Origin of the sequence: Nocardia niigatensis NBRC 100131, from assembly GCF_000308655.1 — a bacterium.
GTDB classification, from domain to species: Bacteria; Actinomycetota; Actinomycetes; order Mycobacteriales; family Mycobacteriaceae; genus Nocardia; species Nocardia niigatensis.
The window spans coordinates 26816-49781 of record NZ_BAGC01000010.1 but is presented as its reverse complement, the minus strand read 5'-3'; the positions used below and the strand labels follow the sequence as shown (position 1 = coordinate 49781).

20 protein-coding genes and 1 riboswitch are annotated in these 22966 nt (G+C 67.1%); of the genes, 6 read left to right on the top strand and 14 right to left on the bottom strand.

Going from position 1 to position 22966, the window contains the following annotated elements; translation table 11 throughout:
* Positions 1–89 precede the first annotated feature (89 nt).
* The 3 genes from ON33_RS05075 to ON33_RS05065 all read right to left on the bottom strand — a co-directional run bounded on the left by ON33_RS05075 (position 90) and on the right by ON33_RS05065 (position 3428).
* Positions 90–926: a helix-turn-helix domain-containing protein gene (locus tag ON33_RS05075; protein ID WP_040855703.1), complete on the bottom strand. Its 837-nt coding sequence runs from the start codon at positions 924–926 to the stop codon at positions 90–92.
* Positions 923–1483 (bottom strand): DUF6879 family protein, encoded by a 561-nt coding sequence (locus ON33_RS05070; RefSeq protein WP_051151659.1) that lies wholly within the window; start codon positions 1481–1483, stop codon positions 923–925. The genes ON33_RS05075 and ON33_RS05070 overlap by 4 nt, the downstream gene beginning before the upstream one ends.
* Before the next feature lie 1138 nt (positions 1484–2621).
* On the bottom strand, positions 2622–3428 hold the full coding sequence (locus ON33_RS05065) for an exodeoxyribonuclease III (RefSeq protein WP_040855701.1): 807 nt from the start codon (positions 3426–3428) through the stop codon (positions 2622–2624).
* 69 nt (positions 3429–3497) lie between these two features.
* Between ON33_RS05065 and ephH the strand changes: the two genes are divergently transcribed.
* Positions 3498–4352 (top strand): epoxide hydrolase EphH, encoded by an 855-nt coding sequence (ephH, locus tag ON33_RS05060; protein WP_051151658.1) that lies wholly within the window; start codon positions 3498–3500, stop codon positions 4350–4352.
* A gap of 250 nt (positions 4353–4602) precedes the next feature.
* Positions 4603–5421 (top strand): SAM-dependent methyltransferase, encoded by an 819-nt coding sequence (locus tag ON33_RS05055; protein ID WP_040855698.1) that lies wholly within the window; start codon positions 4603–4605, stop codon positions 5419–5421.
* Positions 5422–5477: 56 nt separating this feature from the next.
* Here ON33_RS05055 and ON33_RS05050 read toward each other — a convergent pair whose 3' ends face one another.
* The gene (locus tag ON33_RS05050) at positions 5478–5834 is read right to left on the bottom strand and encodes an Imm51 family immunity protein (protein WP_051151657.1); all 357 of its coding nucleotides are present in this window, start codon (positions 5832–5834) and stop codon (positions 5478–5480) included.
* Positions 5835–5980: 146 nt separating this feature from the next.
* On the opposite strand from ON33_RS05050, the gene ON33_RS05045 reads away from it, so the two are divergent.
* The gene (locus tag ON33_RS05045; RefSeq protein WP_040855812.1) at positions 5981–7375 is read left to right on the top strand and encodes a family 1 glycosylhydrolase; all 1395 of its coding nucleotides are present in this window, start codon (positions 5981–5983) and stop codon (positions 7373–7375) included.
* Positions 7376–7433: 58 nt separating this feature from the next.
* Here ON33_RS05045 and ON33_RS05040 read toward each other — a convergent pair whose 3' ends face one another.
* From ON33_RS05040 to ON33_RS04995, 10 genes are all read right to left on the bottom strand, one after another.
* Positions 7434–8696 (bottom strand): acyl-CoA dehydrogenase family protein, encoded by a 1263-nt coding sequence (locus tag ON33_RS05040; protein ID WP_040855696.1) that lies wholly within the window; start codon positions 8694–8696, stop codon positions 7434–7436.
* 17 nt (positions 8697–8713) lie between these two features.
* Positions 8714–9592, bottom strand: a complete 879-nt coding sequence (locus tag ON33_RS05035) for an SDR family oxidoreductase (RefSeq protein WP_040855693.1) — start codon at positions 9590–9592, stop codon at positions 8714–8716.
* Positions 9593–9602: 10 nt separating this feature from the next.
* Positions 9603–10472 carry a MaoC/PaaZ C-terminal domain-containing protein gene (locus tag ON33_RS05030; protein ID WP_040855691.1) on the bottom strand — a complete coding sequence of 290 codons (870 nt, stop codon included), beginning with the start codon at positions 10470–10472 and terminating at the stop codon, positions 9603–9605.
* A 19-nt stretch (positions 10473–10491) separates the two neighbouring features.
* Positions 10492–10929 carry a type II toxin-antitoxin system Rv0910 family toxin gene (locus ON33_RS05025; protein WP_040855689.1) on the bottom strand — a complete coding sequence of 146 codons (438 nt, stop codon included), beginning with the start codon at positions 10927–10929 and terminating at the stop codon, positions 10492–10494.
* Between the two features lie 39 nt (positions 10930–10968).
* On the bottom strand, positions 10969–12174 hold the full coding sequence (locus ON33_RS05020) for a lipid-transfer protein (protein WP_040855686.1): 1206 nt from the start codon (positions 12172–12174) through the stop codon (positions 10969–10971).
* 208 nt (positions 12175–12382) lie between these two features.
* A complete protein-coding gene (locus ON33_RS05015) occupies positions 12383–13030 on the bottom strand; it encodes a TetR/AcrR family transcriptional regulator (protein ID WP_040855685.1) in 648 nt (215 codons plus the stop codon).
* Positions 13031–13100: 70 nt separating this feature from the next.
* Positions 13101–14345 (bottom strand): MFS transporter, encoded by a 1245-nt coding sequence (locus ON33_RS05010; protein ID WP_083868614.1) that lies wholly within the window; start codon positions 14343–14345, stop codon positions 13101–13103.
* Positions 14346–14426: 81 nt separating this feature from the next.
* Positions 14427–15821: an FAD-binding oxidoreductase gene (locus ON33_RS05005; RefSeq protein WP_051151656.1), complete on the bottom strand. Its 1395-nt coding sequence runs from the start codon at positions 15819–15821 to the stop codon at positions 14427–14429.
* A gap of 411 nt (positions 15822–16232) precedes the next feature.
* Positions 16233–17450 carry an NADP-dependent isocitrate dehydrogenase gene (locus ON33_RS05000; RefSeq protein WP_040855683.1) on the bottom strand — a complete coding sequence of 406 codons (1218 nt, stop codon included), beginning with the start codon at positions 17448–17450 and terminating at the stop codon, positions 16233–16235.
* 354 nt (positions 17451–17804) lie between these two features.
* Positions 17805–19298, bottom strand: coding sequence for an MFS transporter (locus tag ON33_RS04995; protein WP_040855682.1), 1494 nt, complete (start codon positions 19296–19298; stop codon positions 17805–17807).
* Between the two features lie 138 nt (positions 19299–19436).
* Here ON33_RS04995 and ON33_RS04990 point away from each other — a divergent pair, with 138 nt between their 5' ends.
* From ON33_RS04990 to metX, 3 genes are all read left to right on the top strand, one after another.
* The gene (locus ON33_RS04990) at positions 19437–20147 is read left to right on the top strand and encodes a TetR/AcrR family transcriptional regulator (protein ID WP_051151655.1); all 711 of its coding nucleotides are present in this window, start codon (positions 19437–19439) and stop codon (positions 20145–20147) included.
* Positions 20148–20159: 12 nt separating this feature from the next.
* Positions 20160–20271: riboswitch (SAM riboswitch) on the top strand.
* A gap of 96 nt (positions 20272–20367) precedes the next feature.
* Positions 20368–21717, top strand: a complete 1350-nt coding sequence (locus tag ON33_RS04985; RefSeq protein ID WP_051151654.1) for a bifunctional o-acetylhomoserine/o-acetylserine sulfhydrylase — start codon at positions 20368–20370, stop codon at positions 21715–21717.
* Positions 21714–22877: a homoserine O-acetyltransferase MetX gene (metX, locus tag ON33_RS04980; RefSeq protein ID WP_083868599.1), complete on the top strand. Its 1164-nt coding sequence runs from the start codon at positions 21714–21716 to the stop codon at positions 22875–22877. Before ON33_RS04985 ends, metX begins: the two co-directional genes overlap by 4 nt.
* Positions 22878–22966 lie beyond the last annotated feature (89 nt).

Here is a 22966-nt window from a genome sequence, read left to right as displayed (position 1 = left end):
AGAGGAACGGACAGCGGCCGTGGCGACCACCGACCTGAATGTTTCGGCACTTGAACAGGTGACCGCGCACCCAGAAGTTCGCGCCAACCTCAGTGAGACCGCGTTTCGAGCGCTTGACGGATCAGCCGCCGCGCTGCCTCACCGGTCACCGACTGGTTGACCAGAACATCGAACGTCCGGTGGTACACCCTGATTTCTCGCGGCTGAGTAATCGATAGCTCAGCCGTAATCTCTTCCACCAAAACCTTTTTGGAGTCGAACATCACGAAACCTGTGGTGGCGGTTTCGAACGGTGCAGTGCGGGGGACGATCCCCAACGTCACCCGGGGCATCCCCTGGACGGCCAGCAAGCGGTCCATCTGGCCAGCCATGACCTGATCATCACCAACCGTGGTGTACAACGCTTGCTCAGCGATGACGAAATGAAACAGGTGGTCTCGCTGATACAACACCTGCTGACGCTCCATACGCTTGGACACGCCTTGGTCCAGATCATTCGGTATCTGCTGGAACTCGATCACCTTCCGCAGAATGCCTGCGGCATAGTCGGCGGTTTGCAGCAACCCAGGAACAAGCACCGGTTCATACCAGCGGAGTATCCGAGCCTCCGACTCCCATTTGATGGACGCTTGCTGGCGTCGCCGGGTCCCGGTACTCAGCACCTTCCGCCACTCCAGATACGCCGTATCGATGTTCTGCCGGGTCGCAACCAAGTCCGAGAGCTGATCCCCCGCACCGCACTCCCGGCAATAGGCTTCCAGGTCCTCACGCGAAGGCTTGACCTTGCCATACTCGATCTTGGAAACCTTGCTCGGATCCCAATGGCTACGCCGGGCAAGCTCAGCACCGCTGATACCCGCATGAAAACGAATCTCCCGAAGCCGTGCCCCGAGAGATTCGCGCTGTTGGTGAATCGATTCAGTCACTGGGGATGGATGCCTTCCGCCCCCGTTGAGTGACCCGCTTCCGCATGTCGCTGGTTGACGTACTTCAGGTACGGGATACCCAGCGGCCAGAACCGTTCCTTCAGCCGGTTGCAGTAATCGGCAATATGCGGATCGGTGGTGACAGCTCCCGACCAGCCTCCGCGTTCCCCGAACGCCGAGAAGATCACTAGCTCATCATCCAACAACCAGAAGTCATCCGGCGGGACTTCCCCTGCCAGATGTCGCGGCAGATACCGGATGTCTTCCCCTGCCCGGGAGTTCAGCTCAGCTACCGCCAGAGAAAACTGGGTGTAGCCGGTGTGCGGCTCAGTGACGATACGAACCCGGGTGACCGCGACACCACGGCCGGCTGTTTCCTCCACAAGCTCAGTCCACGACTGAAACCAGGCGTAGTCGTCCGGTTCCCCTGCCAGGAACCGCCTCAGCGGTTCGTGCTCGTACGGTTCGGCGTAGGAGTCTAGGACCTCCAAGTGGAACGCTTCCCGCTTGCAGGACCGAAGCAGGGCCGGGAAACCCTCATCGGGTACTAGCCGCACCGTAGTACGCCCTCTCTCGTCTCGGTACCAGGATCACAGTCTCATCCTCGGCAATATCCAACTGTCCCAACGTTTCCGCATCCGTGACCGGCGCTCCCCGGAGGGTGAACGTCCCCCGACCGGTGTCGGTCAACGTCCCTCCGATGAACGTATCTGGTTCCAGGAACCCGAGTAACAGGTGAGGCAGCTCGACGGTGTCAACACGGTCGGTTTTCCACGCCTGGACTACATACCCGCGCTGGTCATCTACAAGCAGTGAAGGGCATCCGTTGCCAGTGCTTCCACCCTTGCCCAGAAAACGTAACGACATGATCGTTCCTCCCTGTGAACCCGTGCTTGAAGTTGCACGGGGTCCTTCAATTGTTGCTCCGTCGTAGTGACGATGACATCGGAATATCTGAAATGTGCACGAATGTGCATGATCGTGGACCGGTGCCGTTCACGGTTCGTAGCGTCGGTCTAGACGTTCGGGGCCGGTGAGAGAGGCCCCGTCCTGGATGCCTCACCAACCAACGACAGGGGCGGAGATGTCGGAACCAGATGGATTGCCTGAATCCCTGACGGAAGCAATCGAAATGGCACGCGCCGTGGCAGACCCGGACAAGGCAGTGATCTACATTTTCCGGCCGTTGCTGACCACGAAAGCCGACCTGAGCTGGGCGGAGTTCTACGCGCGGCAGAGAGCCCAACAGTTGGGGTTACGGGTGTCCGGTGTGCTGGTTGCGGACAACTCGGACCATGACCGTATCGGGATGCTGTACCGATTGCTGCGCCGGATCGACTCGGCGGTAGTGATCACTCCGAGCCTGGCGCATGTCGGCGGAAACCCCAGGCGTGTAACAGCTTTCGCTGAACTTCAGACCGTGAACCCTGCTGTGTGCCACCACTGGAGGACCAAGGTTCCACGCCGCGAGTTGGACGAAGCGCTGGAACCCGAAGACCACTCCGATAGCTCGGTAGCCACGGAAAGGGGTGAACTGAGGACCGACACATACCGAACGGCTCAGCGCACAGAAGCCGAGCCACCGGCTCACCCGGTGCGGTCCGCTGTCCGCACCGGAGAGATCCCCGGAACTACATTGATTCAGCCCGCAGGGGGACGGTCACAGGCGCACGGTCCGACCAGCGCTCTGCTTCTTCATCGGTACTGCACCGTCACCGGCGCGTGGTCGGACCAGCGTTCGGCGTAGGTCGCGGCCTTCTCGACCACGGCCTGTTTGGCGCGAGCGGCAATGTCGCCGCGGGCCAGCTGGTAGTCGATGCGCCAGCCGGCGTCGTTGTCGAAGGCGCGGCCGCGATAGGAGTGCCAGCTGTAGGGGCCGGGCACGCCCGGGTGCAGGTCGCGGACCACGTCCGCGTAGCCGGCGGCCAGCATGGACGACACCCAGGCGCGTTCCTGCGGCAAAAATCCCGCGTTCTTGACGTTGCCCTTCCAGTTCTTGATGTCGAGTTCGGTGTGGGCGACGTTCCAGTCGCCCATGATCACGAACTCGCCCGGGTGGGCCAGCATGCGCGCGCCGATGGCGTCCAGGAAACGGTACTTCTCGTCCTGCAGCGGCGTGTCGGCCTCGCCGGTGTGGACGTAGACGCTGGCGATGGTGAGATCCTCGAAGTCGGCCTCGATATAACGGCCGAGCGTGGCGAATTCCGCTGCGGGAGACCAGTTTCCGTCCTGGAACAGGCCGACGCCGACGCGCACCGCGTCGGGTTGGTGCCGGGAGAGGATGGCCACGCCCGCACGTCCCTTGAGGCCCGGTTCGGCATGGCTGAGGAACCAGCCGGCGTCCAGTGCGGGCGCCAGCGCGCTACGCGTTTGCTCATCGGTCGCCCGAGTCTCCTGCAGGCAGACGATATCGGCCTCGGTCGCGGCCAGCCACTCGAGCAGTCCCTTGCCCGACGCGGCACGCACGCCGTTCACGTTGCACGTACTGATGATTTTCGCCACTTCACGACCGTACAATGCGCCTTACCGACTCTCTTCACGGACATCGAGGTCCAGGAAGGGGTGACGACGATGACGTCAGGCACCACCCGGCCCACCGCCCCGCCCGCGCCCATCCGCGCGCTCCACACCGGCTCCGGCGAACCACTGCTCCTGCTGCACGGATTCATGATGTCCCCGCACTGCTGGGAGCAGGTGGCACAGCGCATGTCGAGTCATTGCGAAGTGTTCGCTCCAGCCTTCACCGGACATTGGGGCGGCCCCGAACTCGAGGGCTGGTACATCGATGTCAGCGTCCTTGCCGACCGAGTCGAGGATCAGCTCGACGAGATGGGCTGGCGCACCTGCCATATCGCGGGCAATTCGCTCGGCGGCTGGGTCGGCTTCGAGCTGGCGCGCCGCGGCCGGGCCCGCACCCTCACCGCTATCGCACCCGCGGGCGGCTGGCAAACCCCGTCCACGCTGCAATTTCGGGTCGGATTGAAGTTCCTGTCGATGGTGCCGTTCGTGCAGATCGGCAAGCATCTGCCGGATGCCATCGCCTACAGCGGACTCGTGCGGCAGGCGGTGGCGTTGCTGCTCGCCAAGAACACCGAGGCGGCCTCGCGGGCCGGTCTCGAGGCGGCGATCACCTCGGCCACGCACTGCGCGGCCATGCTGCCGATGCTGGTGAGCGGCCTGCGATTCCCGGCCCTCGAACACCTGGCGACGCTGCGCACCCCGGTGCGGCTGCTCATGTGCGAGAACGACCGGGTGATCCCGAATCGCTTGTACGCCCGCCGTTTCCTGGCGGAACTGCCGGAGTCGTCGGACCGCATCCTGGTGCACGGTGTCGGGCACGTCCCCATGCTGGAGGCGCCCGACCGCATCGCGACGCTGATCGCCGAACACGTCTACGCCAGCCGCACCCGCCTGCGCGCGGTGTGACGGGCCCCGAATCACCCTCGCTCTCCGGCACATCGGGCGTTGCCCGGAACAGCGCACCGGAACTCTTTCGGTTACATAGGATTACGACGGATCCACGTCGCCAGGTTCGCGGCCCGTCTCGTTCTGGACTGAGCGGAGCGGAGAGCGAAGCGGGGGAGCGCAAGGAGGGAAGTAACGAGACCTCCAGGGCCGCGAACCCGCCCGGAGCGAAGCGGAGGGCAAATCAGATACCGACAGGGGTGTGTGGAGAATGACGGAACAACCGAAGGTAGACCAGTCCAAGCCCAGTATCGCCCGGGTGTACGACTATCTCCTGGGCGGCAAGGACAACTACGCTCCCGACCGGGAGATCGGGGACTTCTTCATCCGGGATCTGCCCGGTTCGGTGGATATCGCGTACGCCAATCGCAACTGCCTGGTTCGCGCCGTCGGCGAGATCGCCCGCAGCGGCGTGAAGCAGTTCATCGATCTCGGGAGCGGCCTGCCCACCGCCGACAATGTGCACCAGGTGGCACAGCGGCATCTGTCCGAGCCGCGTGTGGTGTACATCGACAATGATCCGATCGTGCTGGCCCACGGCCGCGCGCTGCTCGAGACCGACGAATTCACCACCGTCATCCAGGCCGATCTGCGGGATTCCGAGAGCATCCGCCATCATCCGGATGTGGAGCGGCTCATCGACTTCTCGCAGCCGGTGGCCGTCGTCTTCAGCGCGATCCTGCACCACCTCAACAATGACGAGAAGCCGGAGCAGGTGGTCCGCTACTGGGCCGACCAGATCCCGTCGGGCAGCATGCTCTACATCTCCCACTTCCGCTCCGGCTTCAACGAGGAGACCCGGGTCGCCGAGCAGAAGCTGCTGAACAGCTTCGGCCGCGGCCGCTGGCGTTCCGACGAGGAGATCCTGGCCCTGTTCGGCGATCTCGATATCCTCGAGCCCGGCCTGGTGCCCTGCTCGCTGTGGCGGCCGGAGCCGACCGCCGAGGGTGTGGCCCGTATCGGCAGCGATCATCACGACCTCAGCGTCTGGGAGCAGCTGATCTCCGCCGCGCTGTCTCGCAAGCCCTGAGCATCGAAATCCTTTGCGGCACCCGCTGATCGCAGTGCGCGGTCAGCGGGGTTCGTTCAGTCGAACCATTCCGGATCGCCGGCGGCGATGAGCCGGCGCAGCGTGGCGGGGTCCGCGACCGCCTCCCGCAGGAGCGCCCCGAGTGCCCGCAGCGCCTCGGCGTCCTCGCCGTACGCGACGAACATGCCCGCCTCCGGATCGAAGTTCACCCGCTCCCCCAGCTCGGTCTCCTGGGTGGCGACGGCCGAGCGCGCCACCCCCGCCCAGCCGTAACCGCCTCCCTCGTAGCCGAATTCGGCGAAGACGGCTTCGGTGGCGAGCATGTGGTTGTCCGACAGCATCAGGCAGTAGTGCCCGGGTTTGTGGTCGTATTCGAAGAACACCAGTGGCGCGAAACGCTCCCGATCGGTCACGCACCGAACCCTAGCCACGACCTCCGACAAACCCGATATTAAGTGAAACACTCCCATGTTGGACGCATGACCAGTAGAGTCTGGGCGGCCATCCGATCGAGCGGTCCCGGGCCGTGTTCGACGTACTGTGGGGAGATTTCGCTGAGATGAGAACTGCGCGGGTTCTGTGTTCGGTCCTGTCCGCACTGGCCATTGTGGCCGGCGGGCCCGCGGTGGGCGGGGCGGCGCCGGCCGACAGCGGCTCCGGATCCGGGAGCTCCAGCGGGTCCGGTTCGGGCAGTGCCAGCGGGTCCGGGACCGGCAGCGCCGGCGGTGCGCCGACCAGCGTGCCCTCGCTCGGCCCCGACTTCCTGTGGGGTGTGGCCATGGCGGGTTTCCAGTCCGAAGGCCATGCGCCGGACAGCAACTGGCTGCGGTACGCGAATTCCGGCAAGGCGCACGACCCGTACGGCAATTCGGTCGACTTCTACGACCGGTACGCCGAGGACATCGATCTGGCGGCCGGGATGGGCCTGAAGGTGTACCGGCTCAGCATCGAATGGGCGCGGGTGCAGCCGCAGGCCGGGGTGTGGGACGACGCCAACTTCCGCTTCTACGACCAGGTCGTCCAGAAGATCCGGGCGGCCGGGATGCGGCCGATGCTCACCCTCGACCACTGGGTGATCCCCGGCTGGGAGGCGGACCGCGGCGGCTGGAAGAACCAGGGCATGGTGGCGGACTGGCTCGCCAATATGCGCCGGGTGGTCGACCGGTACGCGGCGGACGACCCGATGTGGGTGACGATCAACGAGCCCATGGGCTATGTCGCGCAATCGATCAAGATCGGTGACATCGGGGCGCTCGACGCGCTGCCCATGTTCGACCGGCTCGTCCAGGCGCACTCCGCGATCTACGACTACATCCACAGCCGGCAGCCCGGCGCCAAGGTGACCAGCAATATCGCGCAGTACCCGATCGTGCAGAACCTGACCGACCTGCTGTTCGCAGACCGCATCCGCGGCAAGCTCGACTACATCGGCGTCGACTTCTACTACGGCGCCTCCCTGACCCACCTGCCGAGCACCGCACTGCTGGGTGACGAACTGTGGAAGAACGCCATCGAACCCGAGGGCATCTACTACGACCTGCGCACCTACACCGAGAAGTTCCCGGGCCTGCCGATCTACGTGGTGGAGAACGGACTTCCCACCGACAACGCCGCCCCGCGCAGCGACGGCTACGACCGCGCCGACCACCTGCGCGACACCGTCTACTGGCTGCAGCGCGCCAAGACCGACGGCATCAACGTGATCGGCTACAACTACTGGAGCCTCACCGACAATTACGAATGGGGCAGCTACTCACCACGTTTCGGCCTCTACACGGTGGACGCCAAGACCGACCCCACCCTCACCCGCCGCCCCACCGATGCCGTCCCCGCCTTCAAGGTCATCACCGCACAGGGCGGCGTCCCCGCCGACTACCGCCCCACCCGCAAGCCGGCCCTCTGCTCGATCATCCTGCCTCTGGAGAGCTGCCTGCGGCCCGTCTCGGTTCCGTAGACCGCATGCCTCCGGGGCCGCCACCGGCGACGGGTGGCGGCCCCGGAGTCCTGCTCGCCTAGTAGGCGAGCAGGCCCTTGGCGACGTGGGTCACCTGGATCTCGTTGCTGCCCGCGTAGATCATCAGCGACTTGGCGTCGCGGGCCAGCTGTTCGACGTGGTACTCGGACATGTAGCCGTTGCCGCCGAAGAGCTGGACGGCGTCCATGGCGACCTCGGTGGCGATCTCCGAGCAGTACAGCTTCATGGCCGACGCCTCGGCCAGCGTCGGCGGTTTGCCGGCGCGGGACCGTTCGAGGGCGTGGAAGACCATGTTCTGCACATTGATCCGTGCGATCTCCATCTTGGCCAGCTTCAACTGAACCAGCTGGAAGCGGCCGATCTCCTGACCCCACAGCTTGCGGGTCTTGGCGTAATCCACACAGAGCCGGTGGCATTCGTTGACGATGCCGAGCGCCATGAAGGCCACGCCGATGCGTTCGGCGGTGAAACTCGAACGAGCGCTCTCGCGTCCGTCGCCGCCCTCGTGCTGTTCGGTCTCACCCAGCAGCCGATCCTTGCTCAATCGCACATTGTCGAAGAACAATTCGCCGGTGGGTGAGGCGTGCAGGCCCATCTTCTTGAACGGCTTGCCCTGGGTGAAGCCCTCCATGCCCTTGTCGAGCACGAAGGTCAGCACCTTGCGATCCCGCTTGTCCGCGCCGTCACCCTGGTCGAGCTTGGCGTAGACGATGACGATGTCGGCATAGGGTCCGTTGGTGATGAAGGTCTTCTGCCCGTTGAGGATGTAGTCCTCGCCGTCGCGTCGGACATATGTCTTCATCCCGCCGAAGGCATCCGAACCCGAGTCGGGTTCGGTGATCGCCCATGCCGCAACCTTTTTCATCGTCACGATGTCGCCGAGCCAGCGCTCCTGCTGCGCGAGGGTGCCACGCGAGAGAATCGTGGTCGCGCCGAGGCCGATGCTCACCCCCATGGCGGTGACCAACCCCATGCACACCCCGGACAGCTCGCTGACGAGCACCGCCATCAGCGATTCCTGCCCGGAGAACGGCCCGCCGTCACCGGACTTCGCCTTCTGCTCCGGCAACGGCTCCCCGGCGGCCAGCGCCTCCTCCCGCCTGCGTTGCTTGGCGAGCAGTTTGGCGATCGATTCCGCGCCCAGCGCGTCGATGCCGAACTCCGCGAACAGCTTCCGGATGATCGGGTACGGCAGCATCTCGCCGCTGTCGAGGGCGTCCAGGTGCGGGCGCACCTCCTTGTCGATGAAGCCGCGCACCGCGCCGCGGATCAGCTCATCGGTCTCGGACCATTCGAACATCGTTGTCCGCCTTTCTGTTACGGCAGTCGCCCGGCGATATCGTCGATGGACCAGGGCCCCTCGGTCTCGATGGTCTTCACGTCGTGCCAGCCCGCCAGTTCGGAGATCGCACCCCCCTGCACCGCGAACACCTTGCCGGTGATCGGGCACTTCTCGGTGGCAAGATACGCCACCAGCGGCGAGATATTGGCCGGACTGAAGGCATCGAATTCGCCTTCCTCCAGCCCGGCCTGCTGCGCCGCCATCATCGCGCCCATGCCCGGGGTGGCCAGGGTGAGCCGGGTGCGCGCGATCGGCGCGATGGCGTTCACCCGCACGCCGTAGCGGGCCAGTTCATCGGCCGCCACCAGGGTGAGCGCGGCGATGCCCGCTTTGGCCGCACCGTAATTGGCCTGCCCGGCATTGGGGAGTGTGGTGCCCGAGGCCGACGCGGTGTTGATCACCGCCGCGGCAGGCTGGTTGCCCGCCTTCGACTGGTCCTTCCAGTACCCGGCCGCGTGCCGCAGCACCGCCGCGTGCCCCTTGAGGTGCACGGCCAGCACCGCGTCCCACTGCGACTCGTCCATGCCCGCCACGAATGCGTCGCGCAGGATGCCCGCGTTGTTCACCACGACATCCAGCCGTCCGAACTCCGAGACCGCCTGGTCCACCAGGTTTTTCGCGCCCTGCCACTCGGCCACGCTGTCGGTGTTCGCGATCGCCCGCCCCCCTGCGGCGATGATCTCGTTCGCCACCTCCTGCGCCGGGCCGGTGTCCGCGCCCTCACCGGCATTGCTGCCGCCGAGGTCGTTCACCACGACCGCCGCGCCCTCGCGGGCGAACAGCAGCGCGTGCTCGCGGCCGATACCGCGCCCGGCCCCGGTGATGATGGCGACCCGTCCGTCGAGTGCACCCATGAAAGTCTCCCTAAGAGTTGTCGGAAATCTCGGCCAGGCCGTCGCTCAGCACGGTGTCGTCACCGCGCACGGTCCGGAAGGCATACGTGGTGACCCCGTGCGCGCTGCCGACCTTCCAGATCTGCGTCTCGAGGTCGTCGTTCGGGAACACCATCTTGGAGAAGCGCACCGCATACCGTTGCAGCCGAGCCACATCCGAGCCGGCGACCTGGCTCAGCACGCCCCACGACGACATGGCCATGGTGCAGAGCCCGTGCGCGATGATGCCGGGCAGACCGGCGTCCCGGGCGACCTGATCGTCGAGGTGCAGCGGCACCGGATCACCGGACGCCGGTGAATACCGGTACGTCTGATCGGCGTCCACGTGCGCGGCCACGGTGGCCAGCGGCTCCTGCTCCAGCAGCGCCGGATCGAACCGGTGCGGCGGCGCCTGGTCACCCACCTGTTTGCCCGCGTCCACATTGCGGAAGAACGCGGTCAGGTACTGCTCGTTGACCAGTTCCCCGTCCTCGGCCCGGCATTCGATGAGGATGGTGATGGTCGAGCCGTTGTCCTTGCCCTCGAAGCCGATGGCCTTGGCCCGCGACACCAGCTTGTCGCCGGGACGGATGGGCCGGTGGAAGTGGAAGTCCTGCTCCCCGTGCACCACCCGCCCGAAGATGCTCATCGGGGCCACGTCGATGACGGGCATCATCATGGCCTCGAAGACCGGCACGATGGCGAAGATGGGCGGGGCCGCATCGCCTTTCAGGTGCGCGGGGATGGGATCGTTGGTGGCTGCGGCGTATTCGGCGATCCGCTCGCGGGTGACCTCGAACGCCTCCTCGTCGGACCAGGCGCCCAGCCCGGACTCGTTGAATTCGACAGCGGTGGAAGTCATCTCGTCCGCCCGCCCGCGCTCAGGCCGCCGTGGCGAGGGCGTCGAGCGCGGCGAGCGTCTTGTCCAGCTGCGTGAGGCCGTCCTTCTCCACCGCCTTGCCCAGCGCGCCCTTGATCAGCGCGCCCTCGAAATCGCCGGACACCGCGAACCGGCTGCCGTCGCCCTCGGCGGTGATGTCGAAGGAGAATTGCACCTTCACCCCCGCCATGCCGGTGCCGCTGAGCACCAGCTTGTTCGGGGCGTCGACGCTCTCGACCACCCACTCGATCTTGTTGGCCATGCCGAGCATCAGGATCTTGGCGGTCAGCTTCGCGCCCGGCGCCAGCACGGCCGGCGGCTCCTCCATCCAGCGTTCGTGGATGGAGAACCACCTGTCCCAGGTCTGCGGGTCGGAGACCACGGCCCACAGACTGTCGGGGGCGGCGTTCAGGTCATTGGAGGCTTCGATGTGTCCCATGGGATTACCTCTTCGTAGGTCAAGGATGAAAGGGGCGGGTCAGCGGTCCGCGCGCTGGTAGGCCGTCACGACGGCCGCGCCGCCGAGCCCGATGTTGTGCTGCAGGGCGGCGGTGACGTTGTCGACCTGCCGCTGGTCGGCGGTGCCGCGCAGCTGCCAGGTGAGTTCACTGCACTGCGCCAGACCCGTTGCGCCCAAGGGGTGTCCCTTGGAGATCAGGCCGCCGGAGGGGTTCACCACCCACTTGCCGCCGTACGTGGTCGCGCCGGAATCGACGAGATGCCCGGCCTCGCCTTCCTCGGCCAGCCCGAGCGCCTCGTACAGCAGCAGCTCGTTGGCGGAGAAGCAGTCGTGCAGCTCGATGACCTGGAAGTCCTCGGCGCCGAGTCCCGCCTGCGCGTAGACCTTCTCGGCCGCACGGACATTCATGTCGTAGCCGATGAGGTTCTTGGCGCTGCCGTCGAAGGTGGACTGGAAGTCGGTGGTCATGGCCTGACCGACGATCTCCACCGCCTGCCGCGACAGGTCGTGGCGGTCCACGAACTCCTCCGAGGCCAGGATGACCGCGCCGGAGCCGTCGGAGGTCGGCGAGCACTGCAGCTTGGTGAGCGGGTCGTAGATCATGCGCGAGCCCAGGATGTCGTCGAGCGTGTACTCGTCCTGAAACTGCGAATACGGGTTGTTCACCGAGTGCTTGTGGTTCTTGTACCCGATCTTGGCGAAGTGCTCGGCGGTGGTGCCGTACTTCTGCATGTGCTCACGCCCGGCCGCGCCGAACATCCACGGGGCCACCGGGAACAGCACCTCGGAGATCTCCGCGAGCGCCATGATGTGGCGCGCCATCGGCTGTTCGCGATCGTCCCAGGTGGAGCCGAGCGAGCCCGGCTGCATCTTCTCGAAGCCCAGCGCCAGCGTGCAGTCGGCCAGCCCGCCCCGGATCGACTGTGCCGCAAGGTAGAGCGCGGTCGATCCGGTGGAGCAGTTGTTGTTGACATTGACCACCGGAATGCCGGTCAGGCCCAGCTCGTAGACGGCGCGCTGACCGGAGGTGGACTCCCCGTAGACGTAGCCGACATAGGCCTGCTCGATCTCGCGGTAGTCGATTCCGGCATCGGCGAGGGCCTTGGTCCCCGACTCGCGGGCCATGTCCGGGTAATCCCAGTCACTGCCGTCCTCGTTCTTGCGCCGCCCCGGCTTCTCGAACTTCGTCATGCCGACGCCGACGACGTAGACCTTGTTCGTCATCGAACTCCTCACATAGGGGAACGGAAACAAACATACAAAGCTGTATGTAAGCAGGCAAGGGTTCGGCGCGATTCTCAGCTTCCCGCGCAAGATCGGCAGCTCCGGACCGTGCGGCAGGGCATACCGCCGATGCGGTCGCCCCACCCTCGCGAACGACGAAGGCCCCCACCACGAACAGTGGCGGGGGCCTTCGAGCGGAAGTGATCAGCTATTCATCGGCGATCCGGAAGTCGGGCATCCGTGCCTCGGCCGCCAGCCGCAACTGCGCCGAGGCACGCAGCCAGCGCCGGTGCGCGCGCTCGGGATCGGGAGAGATGAAGTTGGTCACCAGGATTCCGCGCAGCGTGTCCATGGCGGTGTAGGCGAAATCGCGAACGTTCTTGCGGTCCAGCTCATTCGGCACCAGCTGGGCGACGGCCAGCAGCACCGCGTTGTTCACGAACGGCTCGACCTTCTCCATCTCGACGGCGAGCACCCTATCCGTGCGGCTGGCCACCCACAATTCGATGGCCGCGATGAACAGCGGGCCCTGATGCAGCTCCCACATGGCCTCCAGGGTCTCGCCGATCGGATCGTCCCCGATGCGGACCCGCCGGATCTCCGCCATGGCCGCCTCGGTGCGGCGCTGCGCCAGATGACTGATCGCCGCGACCACCAACTCGCTCTTGGAACCGAAATGGTGCACCTGCGCGCCCCTGGTTACCCCCGCGCGCTCAGCCACCCGCGGCGTCGTCGTCCCGGCGTAGCCGTACTCGACAAGGCACTCGATGGTGGCGTCCAGCAGTCGCGTCCGGGTCTCGCTGCTGCGTTGTTCCTGGGTGCGGCGCGGCGGTTTCGAGACGGCGGAGCTGGTCATGGGTGGATCTTACACTTACATACAACCGTGTATGTTCGCGCCGGAATTGCGGCTGTGCGCGCCCCCTGGCTCAGGCCCGAGTCCGCGAACGGCGGGCGATCAGGACGGTCGATCCGAAGAGGGCGGTGCCGACTACCGCCAGGGCGGTGCCGATCGCGGCGGGGGCGGTGTAGCCGAGACCGGCGGCGATCACCAGGCCACCGAGCCAGGCGCCGGCGGCATTGGCGATATTGAGGGCGGCGTGGTTGAGGGCGGCCGCGAGGGTCTGGGCATCGTGGGCCACATCCATCAGGCGGGTCTGGAGGGCGGGAGCCAGGGCCGCGCCCGACGCGCCGACCAGGAAGGCGCCGAGGGCCGCGGTGTACGGATTGTGCGCTGCCGCAACATAACCGGCGAGGATCACCACCATGGCCACCAGGGCGATGAAGACCGCGCGATCCACACCGCGGTCGGCGAGGATGCCGCCGGCGATATTGCCCGCGACCATGCCGAGTCCGAAGAGCATGAGCACCACCGGAACCAGACCGACCCGGAGACCGGCGACATCGGTGAGGGTGGTGGTGATGTAGGTGTAGACCGCGAACATGCCGCCGAAGCCGACCGCGCCGACCAGCAGCGTGAGCAGGACCTGGGGCCGGCGCAGGGCGGTCAGCTCGGTGCGCGGGTCGGTCATGCGGATGCCGTGCAGTTCGGGCACGAAGCGGAAGATGGCGGCGACGGTCGCGATACCGATCACGGCGACCACCACGAAAGCGTCCCGCCAGCCGAGGCTCTGGCCCAGCCAGGTGGCCGCGGGAACGCCGACGACATTGGCGGCGCTCAAACCCAGCATAACCACGGCAACCGCCTTGGCCCGCTGTCCCACCGGCGCCAGCGAGGCCGCCGCGAGCGAGGCCACGCCGAAGTACGCGCCGTGCGGCAGACCCGACACGAACCGCGCCACGGTCAGCGTCGCGAAACTGGGCGCGACCACACTGGCCGCGTTGCCCAGCGTGAACGCCACCATCAATGCCATCAGCAGCCGCTTGCGCGGGACCCGCGCGCACAGCGCGGCGATCACCGGCGCACCGACGACCACGCCCAGGGCGTACGCCGAGACAATGTGTCCCGCGGTCGGTTCGGACGCCTTCATGGCCGAGGCGATATCCGGCAGCAAACCCATCGTCACGAACTCGGTGGTGCCGATGCCGAACCCGCCGAGGGCGAGCGCGAGCATCGCGGCCACCGGCCACCGCCGCACCTCCGGCACGGCCACGGAGGCGCTGCGGTCGAGGTCGTCGAGGGCCGCGTCGGTCCCGGGTGCGGAGTTCGCCATGGAATTGCGCAACACCGGGCCGGGCATCCCCCATCCCGTCACGGTCGTGAGTCCGCTCACGCCCCGGCCGGGTGCCGGAGGTCAGACCGGGGCGTCGAGGATGGCCCGGTCCAGCTCGGTGAGCGGCGCGGCCACCGGGAAGTTGCTGCGGAACACGCCCCGCGGATCGACCCGGCGCTTGATCTCCCACAGCCGGTCCAGCTCGCCGCGTTCGAAGGCGTCGGCCGGGGTGTCACCGGAATCCAAGTAGGTGAACGGCTTTCGGCCCGAGGAGTAGCGGGACAGCTCGGTGGCGATCGCGGCGCGACGCTCCACCACGGCCGCCGCGTGCTGCGGCGACGGCGCCGGGCCCAGCATGGACAGCAGGTAGGGCTCCGGAATGCCGCCCGCCACACCGGCATTCGCCGGCGGCCGGGTCAGCGCGCCGCCCAGATGCCGCACCTGCACCAGCGCCAGCGGATACACCAAGCCGCCGGGCGCGGCCGCCGCCAGCAGCGCCTCGGCCACCGCGTCCGAGAATTCGGTGAGCAGCTCCCCGCGCACCCGGGCCGGGCTCGGATCGACCGGCTCCATGCAGATGCCGCCGATACCGGTGGGGTCCAGGGGCCGGCGGGTATCGAGCACGACGCCCGGAATCTCGTCGAACCGGCGCAGCGGCCCGGTCACCTCACCCTGGGCGAGTACGTCGACGGCCACCATGGACTGCCCGCGCAGCAACGCGGGAACCTGTGGAAAGGGCGGGAATTGGATGAGCGTCAGCCAGATGCTCAGCTCCTCGGCCGCTTCCGCCGTCGCCTCCCGGAACGCGCCCAGCACCGCTGCCGCGCGCTCGGCCGGCCACAGCATCCGACCGCCGAAAAGCGCACCGGCCTCGAACAATTCGAATTCGAGCGCCGTCACCAGCGCATAGTCGCCCCCGCCGCCCCGCAGCGCCCAGAACAGATCCGGCTCCGAATCCGCGTCCACCCGAACATGATTCCCGTCGGCGGTCACCACATCCAGCGCCCGCACCAGCGTCGCCGCCAGACCCCGGCCGCGCGCGAACCATCCGGCACCGCCGCCCAGCGTGTACCCGGTCACCCCGACCACCGGTGAGCTCCCCATGGCGCCCACCAGCCCGTGCCCGGCGGATTCGGCGACCACCTCACCCCAGCGCACCCCCGCCTGAACCCGCGCGACCCGCGCCGCCGCATCGATCTCGATCCCGCTCAGCGACCCGGTCCTCACCAGCACGGTGCCGTCCGCCGCCGCGGTCGGAGTGTGCCCGGTGGCCCGGGTGCTCACCGCCAGCCCGGCCCGGCCGGCGTACCGCACCACCGCCGCCGCGTCGGCCGCGTCCGCGACCTCGACCACCGCCGAAACCCGCTGCTCCACAGCCAGATTCCAGGCCCGCCGCGCCTCGTCGAACCCGCTCTCCCCCGGTACGCGCACCTGCCCGCGCACCACCCGCCGCAGATCATCCCCAATGGCCGACATCCGTCCTCCTACAGCGCCGCGCACAAACCCTGACACACCGATACGGCCATCACACCGGTCAGGTCATGACGATTTCATGACCTGACACCCTGCCCATTCGGCTGATGCGAAACCGGTTCGTGTAATTACGAATTCGCCATCGGACCGGAACCGGACCTGTTCGAACAGTCCGATCATCCTGTGCCGCACACTTCTTCAGCTTCCACCGGACCCGGAAAACAGTTCGGGCACCCGCCCGCCCACCGGTTCCGGTGGGGGCAGGTGCCCGTGTGGCGCGGTGAATGGTCCTGGCCGGGACTGTGGTCCCGGCCGCCATCTTCACCGCTTCGCGCTGTTCACGTTCGTCGGCGCGTCTTCCCAGGACGTCGGAACGTCCGCGGGAGTTCTTCCTTCCCCGAGCGCGGGGAATTCCTAGCGCAGCTCGCGAGCCAGGTTGGCGTCCAGCACGCCGAGGAACTCCTCGGTGGTCAGGTAGCCCTGGTCGCCGCCGACCAGCAGCGCGAGGTCCTTGGTCATCTGGCCGGACTCGACCGTCTTGATGACGACGTCCTCGAGCGTCTGGGCGAAGCCGATCACCTCGGGGGTGTTGTCCAGCTTGCCACGGTGAGCCAGGCCACGCGTCCACGCGAAGATCGAGGCGATCGGGTTGGTGGAGGTGGGCTTGCCCTGCTGGTGCTGACGGTAGTGCCGGGTCACGGTGCCGTGCGCCGCCTCGGCCTCACAGGTACGGCCGTCCGGGGTGAGCAGCACGGAGGTCATCAGACCCAGCGAGCCGAAGCCCTGCGCCACGGTGTCGGACTGCACGTCGCCGTCGTAGTTCTTGCAGGCCCAGACGTAGCCGCCCTCCCACTTGAGCGCGGAGGCGACCATGTCGTCGATGAGGCGGTGCTCGTAGGTGAGACCGGCCGCGTCGAACTCGTCCTTGAACTCGGTCTCGAACACCTCCTGGAAGGTGTCCTTGAACATGCCGTCGTAGGCCTTGAGGATGGTGTTCTTGGTCGACATGTACACCGGGTAGTTCTGCTGCAGGCCGTAGTTCAGCGAGGCCCGCGCGAAGTCCCGGATGGAGTCCTGGAAGTTGTACATGCCCATGATCACGCCGCCGCCCTCCGGCATGCGGACGACCTCGTGCTGGATCGGCTCGGAGCCGTCCTCGGGCGTGAAGGTCAGGGTGACGGTGCCCGCCTGGTGCACCTTGAAATCGGTGGCGCGGTACTGGTCACCGAAGGCGTGGCGGCCGATGATGATCGGCTTGGTCCAGCCCGGAACCAGTCGCGGCACATTGGAGATGATGATCGGCGCGCGGAAAATGGTGCCGCCGAGGATGTTGCGGATGGTGCCATTGGGCGACCGCCACATCTTCTTCAGGCCGAACTCCGTGACGCGGGCCTCATCGGGGGTGATCGTCGCGCACTTCACGCCCACGCCGTGCTTCTTGATGGCGTTGGCGGCGTCGATGGTCACCTGATCATCGGTCTTGTCGCGGTACTCGATGCCGAGGTCGTAATACTCGAGGTTCACATCGAGATACGGGTTGATCAGTTTGTCCTTGATGAACTGCCAGATGATCCGGGTCATCTCGTCGCCATCGAGTTCGACGACGGTCCCTTCAACCTTGATCTTGGACATGGATCTTCGTGTCCTCCTAGGAAGGTGGTGCTCCCATTGCACGGCCGGTGAGCACCGCTTGTAGCGGACCCCAGCTGTTCAACAGACAACGTATACGCATGGCGCTCGGCACGGGACCTGTGGTGCCAAGTCCACGTACGCTGTGGCGTCAAGCAAGACAAGCGTACTGCTGCTATCGATCTCACCGCGCGGGTGGCCCCCGCTGTGCGGGATTCAGTGCGGTTACCGATTAGTAGCTTTTCGCGTGACTTTCCGCACTTTCCAGGATGCGAAAACCCGCGGACCGCGGCAACCCCCAAACCCGCGAACCGCGGATTGCAGGTTGTCGCGACCCGCGAATGAGAATTCGATCGTTCACACACCCACGTGCACGTGCTCCGCGCCCTCGAGCAGATTCTGCGGCTTGTCCCGGACCATGAAGGCCACGATCGGAATGCACAGCAGGAAGAATCCCGCGCCGATGTAGAAGGCCACGTCATAACTGTGGATCGCGGCCCGCTGCAGCACGTGATCCACGCCCGCGTTGTTGCGCGCGTACCGCTCGGCGGCCTGCACCGAAATGGTGGTCAGCAAGGCAGTGCCGATCGAACCGCCCACCTGCTGAGCGGCATTCAGCAGGGCGCTGGCCACACCCGAATCCCGCTCGTCGACCTGGTGCAGCGCCGTGGTCTGCATGGACACGAACAGCCCGCCCATACCGAGCGCGATCAGGATGATGGCGGGCAGCAGCGAACCCGCGTAGCTGTCGCCGAACTCCAGCTGCGCCAGCCACAGCAGGCCCGCGGCGCCGAGGATCGACCCCGCCAGCATCAGCGGCCGCGGCCCGATCCGGGGCAGCAGGGCCGAGGCGATGCCCGCCGAGACCACGATGCCGGCCGGGAAGGGCAGGAAGGACACGCCGGCCTTCAACGCCGAGTAGCCCTGGGTGATCTGCAGGTAGAAGCTCAGGTTCAGGAACATGGCGAACATGGCGATCGGCACCAGCAGCGCCACCAGATAGGACCCACCCCGGTTGATCTCACCCGGGATACGCAGCGGCAGAAGCGGATTCGCGGACCGACGCTCGATGGCCACGAACGCCGCCAGCAGCGCCACCCCGGCGATGAGCAGGGCCAGCGTGGTGGAGGCGGTCCAGCCGTCGGAGGCCGCGCGGCTGAAGCCGTACACGATGGAGATCAGGCCCAGGGTCGCGGTGACCGCGCCCGGCAGGTCGTAGCCGCCGGTGCGGGGCAGCGGCACATCCTTGATCACGAAGGCGAACGCGCCGACCAGCGCCAGCAGCGCCACGGGCGTGTTCACCAGCAGCGACCAGCGCCAGTTGGCGTACTCGGTGAGCGCACCGCCGGCGATCAGGCCGATGGCCGCGCCACCCGCCGACACGCCCGCGAACACGCCGAAGGCCCGGGCCCGCTCCCTGGCCTCGGTGAAGGTCACCGACACCAGGGACAGGGCGGCGGGCGCGAGCAGCGCGCCGAACGCGCCCTGCAGGCCGCGGCCCATGAACAGCTCGGCGGCGTTCTGCGCCAGGCCCGCCAGCGCCGAGGCTCCGGCGAAGCCGACCAGGCCGATCATCAGCATGCGGCGGCGGCCGAGGTAGTCGGCGAGCCGGCCGCCGAGCAGCAGCAGGCCGCCGAAGATCAGGGTGTAGGCGGTGAGCACCCACTGCTTGTCGCCGTCGCTGATGTGCAGGTCCTGCTGAGCGAACGGCAGCGCGATGGTGACGATGGTGGCGTCCAGCACCACCATGAGCTGGGCCATGGCGATCACGCCCAAGGCCCACCAGCGCCTGGAATCACTTGTCTTACTTGATCTTTCGTCAGATTCGAGTGTTGCTGTCGCGGCGGTCATGTCGTCTCCTCACGGACGGTCCGGGACACCCTCCACAATCTTGACCCCTGACGCCAATTGACGTCAAGGGAAATTTGTCGCACTGCGTCAGTTGGCATACTTAGACAGGAAATGGGCTCGAACCCTTACCATGGAGGCATGTCGGAGTTGTCAACCCACCTCGGTGCGATCGCACGTCACCGGCCGGGACTGCGTGAGCGGAAGAAGGAACAGACCCGGGCGCGGATCGTCGACGTCGCTCTGCGGCTGTGCGACGAGCAGGGCTTCGACGCCACCACCGTGGAACAGATCGCCGACGAGGCCGACGTCTCACCGCGCACCGTGAACCGGTACTTCGAGAGCAAGGAAGACATCGTCATCGCGCCCATCGCCGACTGGGCGCGGGCGCACGCCGACGCGCTGCGCGAGCAGCCCAGCACCGGCAACGAGCTCAAGGCGCTGCTGGACAGCTTCCTGGCCATCGTCGACCGCGTCATCGAACACGACGAACCGCTGCCCTTCCGCTGGTTCCAGCAGATGCAGCGCATCATCCGGGCCACCGCCGCGGTGCGGGCGTGCAGCATGGCCGCCTCGGAGAACAAGACCGAGCAGACCGCGCAGGTGCTGGCCGAACGACTCGGCACCACCGTCGAGGATCTGCGAGTTCGATTGCTGCTCGGCACCTTCCACGCCATCATGCGCGCCGGTACCGAATCGGACGGCGCGGACGGCTTCGCCGACGAGCGTCTGATCCAGTCACCGCGCGGCATGGCGGACGCCGTGGTCGCCGCCTATCACGAATTCGTCCGCACCTGCGCGGCCCCTGTTGTGTGCGGCCCCACTTCCGAAACAGCGGCGTCCGCCCGTTAGAATCGCGCAACAGGTCAAGAGCATCAGCGTTAAGGCCCCGGCTTGCTGATCGGCAACCCTCCAGCTGCGGTGGGGTGCTCCGGGTGCAGACCGGGCGCTCGAAGGCCGAGCGCAAGCGCAACTAGGAGGTCTACCGAAATGTGTTGTTGTCGAAGCCCATTCGCCTCTCGATAACGTCAAACTTCCGCCATTCGGCGACCTTGTCTTTGGAGCAGAACACATGAGTGACTCGACCGCGCCCGCGGCCGTCGCGGCTGACGGCACCCTGGATCCGGCCGGCTGGTCCTTCGAGACCAAGCAGATTCACGCCGGCCAGGCTCCCGATCCGGCCACCGGAGCCCGCGCCCTGCCCATCTACCAGACCACCTCCTACGCCTTCCGCGACACCGATCACGCCGCCGCGCTGTTCGGGCTGGCCGAGCCGGGCAATATCTACACCCGCATCATGAACCCCACCCAGGACGCGGTGGAACAGCGCATCGCCGCGCTCGAGGGCGGCGTGGCCGCGCTGCTGCTGGCCTCCGGCCAGGCCGCGGAGACCTACGCGATCCTGAACCTGGCGCAGGCCGGCGACCACATCGTGGCCAGCCCGCACCTGTACGGCGGCACCTACAACCTGCTGCACTACTCGCTGCCCAAGCTGGGCATCGAGGTCAGCTTCGTCGAGGATCCCGACGATCTCGAGCAGTGGCGCGCGGCCGTGCGGCCGAACACCAAGGCGTTCTACGGCGAGACCGTCGCCAATCCGAGCAGTTCGGTGCTCGACATCCCGGGCATCGCCGAGGTCGCGCATGCGGCGGGCCTGCCGCTGATCGTGGACAACACCGTCGCCACGCCGTACCTGATCCAGCCGCTGCGGCTGGGCGCCGACATCGTCGTGCACTCGGCCACCAAGTACCTGGGCGGGCACGGCTCCGCGGTCGCGGGCGTGATCGTGGACGGCGGCGCCTTCGACTGGACCGTGCGGGACGCGGCGGGCGAGTCCCGCTTCCCCGGCTTCACCACCCCGGACCCCAGCTACCACGGCGCCGTGTTCGCCGATCTCGGTGCGCCGGCCTACGCGCTCAAGGCGCGGGTGCAGCTGCTGCGCGATCTGGGCGCGGCGGTCTCCCCGTTCAATGCCTTCCTGATCGCACAGGGCATCGAGACGCTGAGCCTGCGGGTCGAGCGGCACGTGGCCAATGCCCAGGCGGTCGCCGAGTTCCTGGCCGAGCAGCCCGGCGTCGAGAAGGTCTACTACGCGGGACTTCCCAGCTCGCCCTGGTTCGAGCGGGGCAAACAGCTGGCGCCCAAGGGCGTCGGGGCCATCGTCTCCTTCGAACTGGCGGGCGGCGTGGACGCCGGTAAGAAGTTCGTGGAGGCGCTGGTGCTCCACAGCCATGTCGCTAACATCGGGGATGTGCGCTCGCTCGTCATCCACCCGGCCTCCACCACGCATTCCCAACTGACGCCCGCCGAGCAACTGGCATCCGGTGTCACCCCTGGTCTGGTGCGGTTGGCCGTGGGTATCGAGGGCATCGGCGACATCCTGGCGGATCTGCGCGCCGGACTGACGGCGGCGGCAAGTTGACCGTGAACATCGAATCGAGCACATCCCGTCACGCGGCGGAGCTCCTGCTGCCGCCGCCGGACGGGACGCTCGGCAGCATCGCCATCGGGGATGTCGAGCTCGAGACCGGAGCCGTCATTCCCGATGTGACGCTGGCGGTACAACGGTGGGGCGAACTATCGGCGAACGCGGACAACGTGGTGCTCGTGGAGCACGCGCTGACCGGCGACTCGCATGTGGTGGGCCCCGCCGACGCACATCACGGCCAGGCCGGCTGGTGGGACGGCATCGTGGGCCCCGGCGCGCCGGTGGACACCCGCGAATGGTGCGTCATCGCGACCAACGTGCTCGGCGGCTGCAAGGGCAGCACCGGCCCGTCCTCGCTGGCCGCGGACGGAAAGCCCTGGGGCGCACGGTTTCCCGAGATCTCCATCCGTGATCAGGTGACCGCCGAGATCACGCTGTTCGACCTGCTCGGCATCGACCGCCTGGCCGCCGTGGTGGGCGGTTCCATGGGCGGCATGCGGGTGCTGGAGTGGATGATCGCCAGGCCCGAGCGGGTCGGCGCGGCGCTGGTGCTGGCGGTCGGCCCGCGCGGCACCGCCGACCAGATCGGCACCCAGACCACCCAGATCGCGGCCATCACCGCCGATCCGGACTGGCAGGGCGGCAACTACCACGGCACCGGGCGCGCGCCCATGACCGGCATGGGCATCGCCCGCCGGATCGCGCACCTGACCTACCGCACCGAGTTCGAGCTCGACCACCGCTTCGAGAACCACGCCCAGGGCGACGAGAACCCCTGGGCCGGTGGGCGTTACGCGGTGCAGAGCTACCTGGAGTACCAGGCCGACAAGCTGATCTCCCGCTTCGACCCGGCCACCTACGTGCTGCTCACCGAGGCCATGAACCGCCACGACGTGGGCCGGGGCCGCGGCGGCATCGCGGCGGCGCTGGGGTCGACGCCCGTGCCGTGCGTGGTCGGCGGGGTGGACTCGGATCGGCTCTTCCCGCTGCGCACCCTGCAGGAGCTGGCGGATCTGCTGCCGGGTTCCAAGGGCCTGGAGATCATCCGGTCCCGGGACGGCCACGACGGCTTCCTGACCGAGACCGAGGCCGTCGGCAAACTCATGCTCGAGACGATGGATCTGGCCCGCGCCCAGCGCGGGTCCGACCGCTGAAACAGCACTGCCCGTTCGCTGCATCTCCGCTGCCCGTCCGGAGGCGCGTTACCTCGCGTATCACGTCCGTTTCGCGCGAATTGCCCTGA